The following is a 12,092-nucleotide window of genomic DNA, read 5'->3' as shown; positions in this document are numbered from 1 at the left end:
CATGGACTTCACTTTCAACGACGAACAACAGCAATTCGCCGACGCACTGCGCCGCTATCTGGACAAGAGCTACGGGTTCGAAGCGCGCCAGGCGATCGTGCAATCGGAAGCCGGCGTGTCGGACGTGCACTGGTCGGCCTTCACGGAACTCGGCCTGACCGCGTTGCCGGTGCCGGAAGCCCAAGGCGGCTTCAACGGCAGCCCGATCGACATGCTGGTGGTCATGCAGGAGTTGGGACGCGCTTTGGTCGTCGAGCCGTATTGGGCGACCGCCGTGGGTATCGAAGCACTACAGCTGGCTGGCACGGAGCAGGGCGAGGATGCATCGCTGCTCGAACGCGCGGCCCAGGGCGAGATCAAGCTGGCGGTGGCATTTCACGAGCCGCATGCCCGCTACGATCTGTTCGAGGTCGAGACGGCAGCGACCGTGCAAGGCGAGCAGCACACGCTGAATGGCACGAAGTCGGTCGTGCTGCACGGCGCGCAAGCTGACTACTGGGTCGTGCCGGCTCGGCTGAACGGCGAGATCGCGCTGTTCGTGGTCGCGCGCGATGCGGCCGGCGTCAAAGTGACCGACTACCGCACGATCGACGGTCAACGCGCCGCAACACTCGAGTTCCAGGGTACGCCGGCACGCCGGCTCGCCGGCAAACACGCCGGCGCGGCCACGCTCGAGCACATCGCGGATTACGGCACGGTGCTGCTGTGCGCGGAGGCGGTTGGCGCGCTCGACGCGCTGAACCACGCCACGCTCGACTACACCAAGACGCGCCAGCAATTCGGCCAGCCGATCGCGCGGTTTCAGGCGTTGCAGCACCGTATGGTCGAGATGCTGATTCACGCCGAACAGGCTCGTTCAGTGACTTATCTGGCGGCCGTGCGCTACACCAGCGCAGACGCGGACGAACGCCGTCGTGCTGTGTCCGCTGCAAAGGTGCGAGTCGGCCAGGCCGCACGTTTCGTCGGCCAGCAGGCAGTGCAGTTGCACGGCGGCATGGGCGTCACGAACGAAGTGGCCGCGGCGCATCTGTTCAAACGTCTTGCTATCATCGAAACCACGTTGGGCGATGTCGATCACCATCTCGCGCGTTTCGCTGCGTTGCCGGGGTTTGTCACCGCCGAAGCCTGATTAGCCGGTTCGATCGAACAAAGAAGAGGTGCGACGATGGGTTTGAGTTTTGAGGACATGGTGGTCGGCACGACTACCGAAATCGGCAAGCATACGTTCACGCGTGAGGAGATCGTTGCGTTTGCGGAGCAGTTCGATCCTCAGCCGTTTCACGTCGACGATGCGGCCGCCGCCGAATCGCCGTTCGGCGGCCTGGTCGCAAGCGGCTGGCATACCTGTTCGGTCATGATGGGCATGCTGGTGCGCTACACGATCGCCGGTTCTACGTCGATGGGCTCGCCCGGTATCGACGAGATTCGCTGGTTGAAACCGGTGCGCGTCGGCGACACGATCACCATGATGAACGCCGTGCTCGACAAGCGCGTCTCGGCGAGCAAGCCGGATCGCGGCATCGTGTCGACGCAGTGGGAAGGCATCAATCAGCATGGCGAAACGGTGATCATTGTGCGCTCGAAGGGGTTGTTCGGGCTGCGCAGTCCGGGCGCCGCGTCGTGACGGACAGCGCGGCGGCTGCCGCGGCGTTCGGCGATGCGCAGGCGTTGCGTGCGCTGGTGGGCGCGCAACCGCTCATCAGCGACTGGCTGACGGTCGATCAACTCAGCGTCGATCGTTTCGCCGAAGCCACTGGCGATCACCAATGGATTCACGTCGACCCCGAACGGGCGCGGCGTGAGTCGCCGTTCGGCGGTCCGGTCGCACATGGCTTCATGACGCTGTCGTTGATCCCAGCACTGCTGGGAAAGACAGTCACGCTCAAGCAGCGCATGGGCGTCAATTACGGATTGAATCGGGTGCGGTTCACGTCGCCGGTGCTGGTCGGCTCGCAGTTGCGCGCGAGTTTTGCGGTGGAGTCAGTCGAAGATATCGACAACGCCGGCGTGCAGGTCGTGTGGAATGTGACGCTGGAGCGGCTGGGCAGTGAGCGGCCCGTGTGTGTCGCGGAGTTCATCACACGGCATTACTTCTAGCCGTCAGCAGGTACATGTGGGAGAAAAAAGCGCGAGCGGCATCGATGCCGGCTCGCGCTTTTGCGTCGTGTCGATCGCCGCGGAGAAAGATTAGTGCTTCGCGTATTGCGTCGCGCCGAACAGCATCTCTTTGGCCTCGTCGTCCATGAGCGGTTTGCGGGCCGACGCCAGCACGTCGACGCCGCGCACCACCGCCGGACGTGCGGCGATTTCCTCATGCCAGCGCTTCACGTTCGGAAACGCGTCCAGTTCGATGCCCTGGTTCTGCCACGAGCGTGTCCAGGGGAATGCAGCGATATCCGCGATCGTGTAATCGTTGCCCGCCAGATAGCGCGTCTTGCCGAGTTGCGTTTCCATGACGCCGTACAGGCGCCGCGTCTCGTTCGTGTAGCGATTGATCGCGTATTCGATCGGCTCCGGTGCATAGATGCGGAAATGATGCGTTTGTCCGAGCATTGGACCCAGTCCGCCCATCTGGAACATCAGCCATTGCAGTGTTGCATAACGCGCGGCCGGGTCGGTGGGCAGGAACTTGCCGGTTTTCTCGGCCAGATAGATCAGAATCGCGCCCGATTCGAACAGCGAAAACGGCTTGCCGTCGGCGCTCTTCGGGCCGTCAGAATCGACGATTGCCGGAATCTTGTTGTTCGGACTGATGGCGAGGAATTCGGGTTTGAACTGATCACCCGTGCCGATGTTCACGCCGTGCACGGTGTACGCAAGGCCGGTTTCCTCGAGCATGATGTGAACTTTGTGGCCGTTCGGGGTCGCCCAGCTATAGACGTCGATCATCGTGGCTCCTTTGTTTCGTGAAAGCGGCGCCGCAAAGGGCGCCGCAACTGGCGAAAATTAGAGCACAGATCGAACGATGCTGCTGGCGACGGCGCCGCGTGCAAGCTCAATCTCGCAGCGCCAGAACCATCCTTCAGTTCACGCGTTCAACCTCAAACCCGTGTAATCGGCAACTCCACGCGAGCCGCTGCACCCGCATCCATATGGCGCGCGAGTTCAAGCTTGGCAATTGCGTTGCGGTGCACTTCGTCGGGACCATCGGCAAAGCGCAGCGTCCGTGCGGACGCGTAAGCATACGCCAGCGGAAAATCATCGCTGACGCCGCCGCCGCCGTGCGCCTGGATCGCCCAGTCGATCACCTGACACGCCATGTTCGGCGCGACCACCTTGATCATCGCGATCTCGCCGCGCGCGCCCTTGTTGCCGACAGTGTCCATCATGTATGCGGTCTTCAGCGTCAGGAGGCGAGCCTGTTCGATCATGCAACGCGCTTCGGCAAGGCGTTCCTGTGTGACGCCTTGCGCGGCGACCGGCTTGCCGAACGCGACGCGTTGCATCGAGCGTTTCGCCATCAGTTCGAGCGCGCGCTCGGCGAGACCGATCAAACGCATGCAGTGGTGGATCCGTCCCGGTCCGAGGCGGCCTTGCGCGATCTCGAAGCCGCGTCCTTCGCCGAGCAGCATATTGGCCGCCGGCACGCGCACGTTTTCGAGCGTTATTTCCATGTGGCCGTGCGGCGCGTCGTCATAGCCGAAAACGGTGAGAGGGCGGTGCACGGTGATGCCGGTGGCGTCTGCCGGCACCAGAATCATCGACTGCTGCTGATGGCGCGGCGCTTCGGGATCGGTCTTGCCCATCACGATATACACCTTGCAGCGCGGATCGCCCGCGCCGGACGACCACCACTTGTGGCCGTTGATCACATAGGCGTCGCCATCGCGCACGATGCTCGTCTGGATATTGGTCGCATCCGACGACGCCACCTCCGGCTCGGTCATCAGAAACGCCGAACGGATCTGACCTTGCAGCAACGGTTCGAGCCATTCGCGCTTGTTGTCGTCGCTGCCGTAGCGCTCGATCGTTTCCATGTTGCCGGTGTCGGGCGCATTGCAATTGAACACTTCCGGCGCCCAGGGCACGCGGCCCATGATCTCGCACAGCGGTGCATATTCGAGGTTCGTCAAACCGGCACCACGCACGGATTCGGGCAGGAACAGATTCCACAAACCGGCGTCACGCGCCCTCAGTTTCAATTGCTCGATGAGTTCGGTCGGTAGCCATGCGTTGCCGTTCTGACGATTGCGCGCGATTTCGGCGTAGAACGCTTGTTCGTTCGGATAAATGTGCTCGTCGAAGAAGGCGAGCAGTTTCTCGCGCAGCGCCTGAACCTTCGGGGTGTAATCGAAATTCATGTATGACCTCGCGGATGACGAATGACGTTTGATCGGGCGCGCAGCTGAGTGCGCCAATTCGGTTAGCGCACCTTCTGTGCGTAGCGCCAGGCGAGCTCCGCCATCGGCCTGGCACGACGGCCGGCATCGAGCGCTTGCGCGCTGGCTGCGGTGCCGTCGACGACGCGTTTCATAATCCCTTGCAGGATCGCGGCAATGCGGAACATGTTGTACGCCAGATAGAAGTTCCAGTCGCCTTGGATCTCGAAGCCGGTGCGCTTGCAATAGCGCTCGACATACTGCGCTTCGTCGGGAATGCCGAGCGCTGCCCAGTCGAGTCCGGCAATGCCGCGAAACTGCGCCGGATCGACGTGCCACGCCATGCAGTGATACGCGAAATCGGCGAGCGGATCGCCGAGCGTCGACAGTTCCCAGTCGAGCACCGCCAGCACGCGTGGTTCGTCGGGATGGAAGATCAGATTGTCGAGCCGGTAGTCGCCGTGCACGACCGAAGCGCGCTCGCTCGTTTCTGCCGGCATATGCTGCGGCAGCCATTCGATCAGGCGCTGCATCGCGTCGATCGGTTCGGTTTCGGACGCGATGTACTGCTTGCTCCAGCGGCCGATCTGGCGTGCGAAGTAGTTGCCCGGTTTGCCGTAATCCGCGAGGCCGACTGTCGCGACGTCGACGCTATGCAACGCGGCGATTACGCGATTCATTTCGTCGTAAATCGCCGCGCGCTCCGACGGTGTCATGCCAGGCAACGACTGATCCCACAACACGCGGCCTTCGACGAACTCCATCACGTAGAAGGCCCGGCCGATCACGCTTTCGTCCTCGCACAAGGCGAGCATCTTCGCGACCGGCACGTCAGTGTCGGCGAGCGCATGCATCACACGGTATTCGCGCTCGACGGCGTGAGCGGAAGGCAGCAACTTCGCGGCCGGTCCGGGCTTCGCGCGCATCACATACGAGCACGACGGCGTGACCAGTTTGAATGTGGGATTCGACTGGCCGCCGGCGAATTGCTCGAGCGTGAGCGGCCCGGAAAATCCGTCGACATGCTGGGCCAGCCACGCGGCGAGCGCATCGCTGTCGAAGCGTTGCCGCTCGTTGACCGGGCGCGTGCCCTCGAAGGCCGAATAATCCGGTTTGTGTTCTGGTTCGCCAGTCTGTGTGGCTTGCACCATATGTCTCCTCCAGTTCGGTTTTAGCTACGCTTGTAATGAATGAATTGTGCGTAGAGCATTTCCATCGTCGTATTGCGGACGTCGCGATGCAGCGGCGACGGCGGTGAATAGTTGATCGTGCGCAGCACCCAGTTGCGCGGTGCGGTGCCGACGTCGAGCGCGTTGATGCAGCCGGTGGCCTGCGCCAGATGACCGAAGAAGGTGCGTCCGCCGGCGGTGAGCGCATGCGACAGAATCGCGCGATTCACGCCGCCGTGCAGCACGAGCAGCACGGTGTCCCACGACGTGTCCTCGCGCAGCGCCGCCACCGCGGGCAACACGCGATCGAACAACTCGCCGATAGTTTCGCCGTCGAGAAAGCGTGTGCTTTCCGACACGATGCCGTCGAATACACCGAGAAATGCCGCTTCGATATCCTGCGGCGGAATGCTGCCCAGCTTGCCGCCGCGAATTTCCTGCCACGCGGGTTCGATCTCGAGTTCAATCTGTTGACCGGTTTGCGCCAATACGCGCTGCGCGGTTTCGACCGTGCGCGGCAAACCGCTGACGATCACGCGATCGAAACGGACTTGCTGCTCGGCGAATACGCGGCCTGCCGCGCTTGCCTGCTCGCGACCGTTTGCGTTCAGTGGCACGGTCTCGGGATCGATCGCGCGGCCGGAGTCGTCGAAGTAGGTCACGTCGCCGTGGCGCATCAGAAAGATGCGGCGGCGTTTGGGGAGTTGATATTCAGGCATGGTCCCTTTATTCACGCTCTATTCACTTGTAGACCGGCGCGCGTTTTTCGAGGAACGCGGAAATCCCCTCGAGCCCGTCACGATGATGCAGCGACGCGACGAAACTGTCGCGCTCCGCAACCAGGTGCTCCGCGAGTGGCTGCGCGCCGGCTGCGCCGATCAACCCTTTGATGCGCGCAACAGAATTTGGCGAAATCTTGCCGAGTTCGTCTGCCCAGGCCACTGCGGTATCGCGCACGGCGCCGGCCTTCGCCAGTTTGTTGACGACGCCTAGATCATGCAAACGCGCGGCGCCGATCGGCTTGCCTTCGATCAGCACTTCAGTTGCCAGCTGACGCGGCAAAGCCTGCGCGAGAAACCATGAGCCTCCGCCATCCGGCGTCAGGCCGACGCGCGCGTACGACATCACGAACTTGGCGTCGTCCGCGGCGACGATCAGGTCGCACGCGAGCGCCAGCGAAAAACCCGCACCCGCGGCGGCGCCTTCGACTGCGGCGATCACCGGTTTCGACGACAGACGCAGCGCCGAAATCCATTCGCCGAGCAGATCGATGCTTTCCGCCTGCACCGACGGATCTTTTGCGCGGTTTTCCAACAAGCGATTCAGATTGCCGCCGGCGCAGAAGAACTGGTCCGCGCCGTTAATCACGACGGCGCGGATCGACGGATCGCGTTCCACCGAGTCGAGCGCTTCGATGCCGGCGGCGTACATGTCCGGATGCAGCGCGTTGCGGGCGCCGGGGTTCGACAGCGTGAGGACCAGAGTCGATTCGCTTTCGGTCGGGCGCGAAGTCAGCAGTTCAGCGCTCATTGTTGCGTCTCCGTTTGGGTATCGGCAGCGTCGCGTTGGGTCAGCGACAGACCGAGCTGCGCTCGCCGTGCGAGCCAAGGCGACGGACGGTAGCGCGGATCGCCGAGCACACTGAAGATATTGCGCAAGATCGTCAGGATCGTTTTCGCACCGAGCACATCGCCGAGTGCGAGCGGCCCGCGCGGATAGCCGAGGCCGAGCGTCACGGCGAGATCGATATCTTCGGGCGTGGCGATCTGCTTTTGCGCGATATCGCAGCCGATGTTGACGATCGTCGCCACCACGCGTTGCGCAACGAAGCCGGTCGAATCGCGAATCACGGTGACGGGGATGCCGTCGGCGGCAAACAGCGCGTGCGCGGTGTTGCGTGCGGCGAGAGTCGTGGCGGGCGTCGTCATCAGTGTGCGGCGTTGCGCGCCGACCAGCGGGAATAGTGCGTCGAAGGCGACCACGCGGCTCGCATCGAGCTCTTCGTCGACGGCGGCGGTGGTCGCGTCGTGACCGAACGGTGTCACGACGATCAGCGAATCCGCGGCGGGGGCGGCGCCTTCGTCGAGCGTCACGCCGGCTTTGGCGACCAGTTGCACAACCGCCTCGCGCGCTTCCGGATAACGCTTGCTGACCCACACGCTTTTAGGCAGTTCAGTTGGCGCAGGCGCTTCGGCGGGCACTTGCTGCTTGCCGTCTTCGTAGCGGTAAAAACCTTCGCCGGTCTTGCGGCCGATCAGGCCGCCCGCGAGCCGCGTGCCGGTGATCGGCGACGGCGTGAAGCGGGGCTCTTCATAGAACTGGTGATAGATCGATTCCATCACCGGATGCGACACGTCGAGCGCGGTCAGATCGAGCAGTTCGAATGGCCCGAGCCGGAAGCCCGCTTGCTCGCGCATGATGCGGTCGATGTCGGCGAAGCTCGCGACGCCTTCGCCCGCCACGCGCAAGCCTTCGGTATTCATCCCGCGGCCGGCGTGATTGACGATGAAGCCGGGCATGTCCTTCGCACGTACCGGCGTGTGGCCCATGCGGCGGGCGAGGTTCATCAACGCGTCGCCGGCGGCTGGATCGCTGCGCAGACCGTCGATCACTTCGACGACCTTCATCAACGGCACGGGATTGAAGAAGTGGTAACCGGCCACGCGCGACGGATCGGTGCAACCCGCGGCGATCGCCGTGATCGACAGCGACGACGTGTTCGAAGCCAGCACACAGTGGCCACTCACCACCGTTTCGAGTTCGCGGAAGAGGGCCTGCTTCACGTCGAGCTTTTCGACGATCGCCTCGATGACCAGTTCGCAATCGGCCAGATCGCCGATGGCCTGTGCGCCGCTCACGTTCGCTAACGCGGCGAGCGAGCGGGCCTGGTCGAGCTTGCCTTTGGCGCTCAACCTGGCGAAAGTCTCGGCAAGGTAGTCGCGCGCGGCGCCGATCGCGGCGGGGTTCGTGTCGTAAAGACGCACGGTGAGGCCCGCCAGCGCGGCGATCTGGGCAATACCACGGCCCATTGCGCCGGTTCCGACAATGCCGATAGTCTCGATGCTGTAATTGCGAGAGGTCATTGTGATGCTCGACTCCATGGTTATTTTAGAATAGCACGATCGTGCAATTTACTGGATGATTGATCGAAGGCCGCCGCATTGAGTCTGGCGAGCGGTCCCAACAACCCGAAGGAAGGAGACACCCGATGATCAAGCTGTGCGGTTTCGCGCTGTCCAATTACTACAACAAAGTGAAGTTCGTGCTGCTCGAACACGGCATTCCGTTCGAGGAAGTGTCTGTGCTGCCGAGCCAGGAAGAGGCCATGCTCGAGCATTCGCCGCTCGGCAAGGTGCCTTATATCCAGACCGAGCACGGCGATCTGTGCGAGTCGCAATGCATCGTCGACTATCTGGCCGCGCGTTTTCCCGACAAGGCCATCTTCTCGCCGGACCCGTGGGAGGCGGGCAAAGAGCGCGAACTGATCATGTTCGTCGACGTGCATCTCGAACTGACCGCGCGCAATCTCTACAAGGAAGCGTTCTTCGGCGGCACGGTGACCGACGCGACCAAGGCGCGAGTCGAGAAATTGCTCGCGCATCACATCGCCGGTTTCAAGAGAATCGCAAAGTTCGGGCCTTATTTGCGCGGCGAGCGTTTCAGTGTCGCCGATACGGCGGGTTATGTCAGCTTGCCGCTGGTGGGCATGGCGACGCAGACGATCTACGGCCGCGATCTTCTGCTCGACGCCGGCGTCGACTGGAAAAGCTATGTGAAGGCGATCAACGACCGGCCGGCCGCGCAGCGTGTGACCAAAGACCGCAAGGCGTATATCGCGGCGGCGCGTGCGGCCTGAGCGCTGGCGTGAGGGCAGGCTTGCAACGCACGCCTTGGACGCTGCGCGCGATGGCGAGGAACGTGGATTCGTTCGCGGCATCGCGCGGGGCGTCCTAGAGCCGCGCCAGCCGGTCGAGCGCGGCGGCTAGCGTGCTTTCCTGCTTGGCAAAGCAGAAGCGCACCACGCCCGATTCATGCGCCTCATGATAGAACGCCGACACCGGAATCGCCGCGACGCCGACCTCGCTGGTCAGCCACTGCGCGAATTCGGCTTCGGGCAAATCGCTGATCGCCGAATAGTCGACGCATTGAAAGTACGTGCCTGTGCAAGGCAGCAGCTTGAAGCGAGAATTCGCGAGACCGGCGCGGAAGAAGTCGCGCTTCTTCTGATAAAACGCCGGCAGATCCAGATACGGTGCCGGATCCCGCATGTATTGCGCAAGACCGATCTGCATCGGCGTGTTGACCGTGAACACGTTGAACTGGTGCACCTTGCGGAATTCGGCGGTCAGTGCGGCGGGCGCGGCCACATAGCCCACCTTCCAGCCCGTCACGTGATAGGTCTTACCGAAGCTCGACACCACGAAACTGCGCTGTGCCAGTTCCGGATAACGCGCGACGCTTTCGTGCGGTGCGCCGTCGTACACCATGTGTTCATACACTTCGTCCGACAGAATCAGCACATTGGTGCCGCGCACGATTTCTTCGAGCTTGCGCATGTCTTCGGCGCGCCAGACCGTGCCGGTCGGATTGTGCGGCGTGTTGATCAGCAGCAGCCGTGTTTTCGGCGTTATCGCAGCAGCGAGCTTGTCGAAGGGAATCGCGTAATCAGGTGCGTCGAGCGTGACGAACACCGGCTTGCCGCCCGCCAGTTCGATCGACGGCAGGTAGCTGTCGTAGGTTGGCTCGACCACGATCACCTCGTCGCCCGGATGCACGGAGCAGAGAATCGCGGTTAGCAGCGCTTGCGTAGCGCCTGCTGTCACGGTGATTTCGTTGGTGGCGTCGTAGCGGCGGCCGTACAGGTTCGCAATCTTGTCCGAGATCGCCTGACGCAGCGGCGCGACGCCGGCCATCGGCGGGTATTGATTGTGGCCGTCGCGCATGGCGTTCGCGACCGCATCCACAATTCGAGGATCGCAGCCGAAGTCGGGAAAGCCCTGGCCGAGGTTCACCGCGCCTTTTTCGGCGGCGAGCGCGCTCATCACGGTGAAAATCGTCGTGCCGACATCCGGCAGGCGAGACGGAAACGAAGGAATCGTGGGCGTGTCGTGCGGTGCATTCATGGCGCTGTCCGGAGCGTAAGCGTGTGAGTTGGCGAAAGACGTCGTTCGAAAAGGACAAAGTCTGATTGTAGGGAATCGCGGCGTTGCGTGCGCGCCATCGGCCCCCTGTTGGCCATTCGGCCAGGGGTCACGCGGGCGCGGGCTCGCCGGCGGCTGTCAAAGAGGCGCCGACTAACGTGACGAAGGGCGCCGGCTGGGCGATCTGGAAGCCGAAGTCGCGCGCGATACGCTTGGCGAGCTTCAACACCGCGCGATCTTTCGACACCAGCCAGTCGGCCTGCGCGGCGTGCGCGAGTTCGAGAAACTTCTGATCGTCGCAGTCTTTGCATTTGGGCAGCGGCCTTGTGTCTTCCGCAGGCGCTGCAGGTTCGACCAGCTGCGCGAGGCGCGCGACGACGGCAAGAGCCGCCGCCTTGTCGACATTTCGATGCACGAATTGCGGATAGTCGAGTACGTAGGTGAGTTCGGCGAGACAGCGCGCGTCGATCAGCGCGGCGAAAGCGCCGCTTTCGAGCGCGGCGCGGATCGGCCGCGTGTGCGGGTCGTCGAACACGAGAATATCGATCCAGACATTGGAATCGAGGACGACGCGCAAAGCGCCGCGTGAGGCATGGGAACCGGGCATTCGTTACAATCTGGCTTTCGTCTTTGACCGCCAGGCACGGCGTGCCTGCAAGCCTCTATGATAATCGTTCTGTCGCCGGCGAAATCGCTCGACTACGAAACCCCACCGCACGTCAAAAAGCACACGATCCCCGATTTTGTCGACGACGCGGCCGAATTGATCGGCGGATTGCGCCGTTTGTCACCGCAGCAGATCGCCACGCTGATGAGCATTTCGGATCCGCTCGCGCAACTCAATTTCCAGCGCTACGCCGAATGGTCGCCGACCTTCGGCACCCACAACGCCAAACAGGCGGTGCTCGCGTTCAACGGCGACGTGTACGAAGGCTTTAACGCGAAGACGCTGTCGTCGGCTGATCTGGATTACGCGCAAAACCATGTGCGGGTGTTATCCGGTTTGTACGGATTGTTGCGGCCGCTCGATCTGCTGCAACCGTACCGGCTCGAAATGGGCACGCGCTTTGCCAATACGCGCGGCAAGGATCTGTACGCGTTCTGGGGCGAGCGGATCACGCAGGCGTTGAACGCGCAACTGAAGAAGAACGCTGCCGCCTCGCGCGTGTTGGTGAATTGCGCATCGGGCGAGTACTTCAAGTCGGTCAAGCCGAAGCTGCTCGATGCGCCGGTTGTCACGCCCGTGTTCGAAGACTGGAAGGGCGGCCGCTACAAGATCATCAGCTTCCACGCGAAGCGCGCGCGCGGCCTGATGGCGCGCTACGCGGTCGAAAACCGCCTTAACGCGCCGGAGCAACTGAAGGGCTTCGACGCCGAAGGCTACGCGTTCGAGCCCGAAGCTTCGAACGATTCCACCTACGTATTCCGCCGCCGCGTCGCTGACTAGGCGATTGATGCCTACA

Annotated in this window: 13 protein-coding genes; 5 read left to right on the top strand and 8 right to left on the bottom strand. The window is 62.7% G+C overall.

Going from position 1 to position 12,092, the window contains the following annotated elements:
* The first annotated feature begins 1 nt into the window (after position 1).
* From WN982_RS14950 to WN982_RS14940, 3 genes are read left to right on the top strand one after another with little or no spacing between them, the layout of a single operon-like run.
* Positions 2-1,129, top strand: coding sequence for an acyl-CoA dehydrogenase (locus WN982_RS14950; RefSeq protein ID WP_341312738.1), 1,128 nt, complete (start codon positions 2-4; stop codon positions 1,127-1,129).
* Positions 1,130-1,165: 36 nt separating this feature from the next.
* Positions 1,166-1,624, top strand: a complete 459-nt coding sequence (locus WN982_RS14945) for a MaoC family dehydratase (RefSeq protein ID WP_341312737.1) — start codon at positions 1,166-1,168, stop codon at positions 1,622-1,624.
* Positions 1,621-2,097 carry a MaoC family dehydratase gene (locus tag WN982_RS14940; protein ID WP_341312736.1) on the top strand — a complete coding sequence of 159 codons (477 nt, stop codon included), beginning with the start codon at positions 1,621-1,623 and terminating at the stop codon, positions 2,095-2,097. Before WN982_RS14945 ends, WN982_RS14940 begins: the two co-directional genes overlap by 4 nt.
* Before the next feature lie 90 nt (positions 2,098-2,187).
* On the opposite strand, the gene WN982_RS14935 is transcribed toward WN982_RS14940, so the two are convergent.
* The 6 genes from WN982_RS14935 to WN982_RS14910 form a co-directional block, all read right to left on the bottom strand.
* Positions 2,188-2,889 (bottom strand): glutathione binding-like protein, encoded by a 702-nt coding sequence (locus WN982_RS14935; protein WP_341312735.1) that lies wholly within the window; start codon positions 2,887-2,889, stop codon positions 2,188-2,190.
* A gap of 152 nt (positions 2,890-3,041) precedes the next feature.
* Positions 3,042-4,301, bottom strand: a complete 1,260-nt coding sequence (locus WN982_RS14930) for an acyl-CoA dehydrogenase family protein (protein ID WP_341312734.1) — start codon at positions 4,299-4,301, stop codon at positions 3,042-3,044.
* Positions 4,302-4,363: 62 nt separating this feature from the next.
* Positions 4,364-5,470, bottom strand: coding sequence for a phosphotransferase (locus WN982_RS14925; RefSeq protein ID WP_341312733.1), 1,107 nt, complete (start codon positions 5,468-5,470; stop codon positions 4,364-4,366).
* Between the two features lie 20 nt (positions 5,471-5,490).
* Positions 5,491-6,207: a histidine phosphatase family protein gene (locus tag WN982_RS14920; RefSeq protein WP_341312732.1), complete on the bottom strand. Its 717-nt coding sequence runs from the start codon at positions 6,205-6,207 to the stop codon at positions 5,491-5,493.
* 22 nt (positions 6,208-6,229) lie between these two features.
* Complete coding sequence (locus WN982_RS14915; protein ID WP_341312731.1) at positions 6,230-7,018, bottom strand: enoyl-CoA hydratase; 789 nt, start codon at positions 7,016-7,018, stop codon at positions 6,230-6,232.
* Positions 7,015-8,571, bottom strand: coding sequence for a 3-hydroxyacyl-CoA dehydrogenase (locus tag WN982_RS14910; RefSeq protein WP_341312730.1), 1,557 nt, complete (start codon positions 8,569-8,571; stop codon positions 7,015-7,017). Before WN982_RS14910 ends, WN982_RS14915 begins: the two co-directional genes overlap by 4 nt.
* Positions 8,572-8,696: 125 nt before the next feature.
* Here WN982_RS14910 and WN982_RS14905 point away from each other — a divergent pair, with 125 nt between their 5' ends.
* Positions 8,697-9,344, top strand: coding sequence for a glutathione S-transferase (locus WN982_RS14905; protein WP_341312729.1), 648 nt, complete (start codon positions 8,697-8,699; stop codon positions 9,342-9,344).
* 94 nt (positions 9,345-9,438) lie between these two features.
* Here the strand turns inward: WN982_RS14905 and WN982_RS14900 are convergent, their stop codons facing one another.
* Positions 9,439-10,611, bottom strand: a complete 1,173-nt coding sequence (locus tag WN982_RS14900; RefSeq protein WP_341312728.1) for a pyridoxal phosphate-dependent aminotransferase — start codon at positions 10,609-10,611, stop codon at positions 9,439-9,441.
* 127 nt (positions 10,612-10,738) lie between these two features.
* Positions 10,739-11,236 (bottom strand): putative toxin-antitoxin system toxin component, PIN family, encoded by a 498-nt coding sequence (locus tag WN982_RS14895; protein WP_341312727.1) that lies wholly within the window; start codon positions 11,234-11,236, stop codon positions 10,739-10,741.
* A 57-nt stretch (positions 11,237-11,293) separates the two neighbouring features.
* Here WN982_RS14895 and yaaA point away from each other — a divergent pair, with 57 nt between their 5' ends.
* Positions 11,294-12,076 (top strand): peroxide stress protein YaaA, encoded by a 783-nt coding sequence (gene yaaA, locus WN982_RS14890; RefSeq protein WP_341312726.1) that lies wholly within the window; start codon positions 11,294-11,296, stop codon positions 12,074-12,076.
* Positions 12,077-12,092: the final 16 nt, after the last annotated feature.

Source organism: Paraburkholderia sp. IMGN_8, assembly GCF_038050405.1.
GTDB lineage: Bacteria > Pseudomonadota > Gammaproteobacteria > Burkholderiales > Burkholderiaceae > Paraburkholderia.
This window is presented reverse-complemented; position numbering and strand designations above follow the sequence as displayed.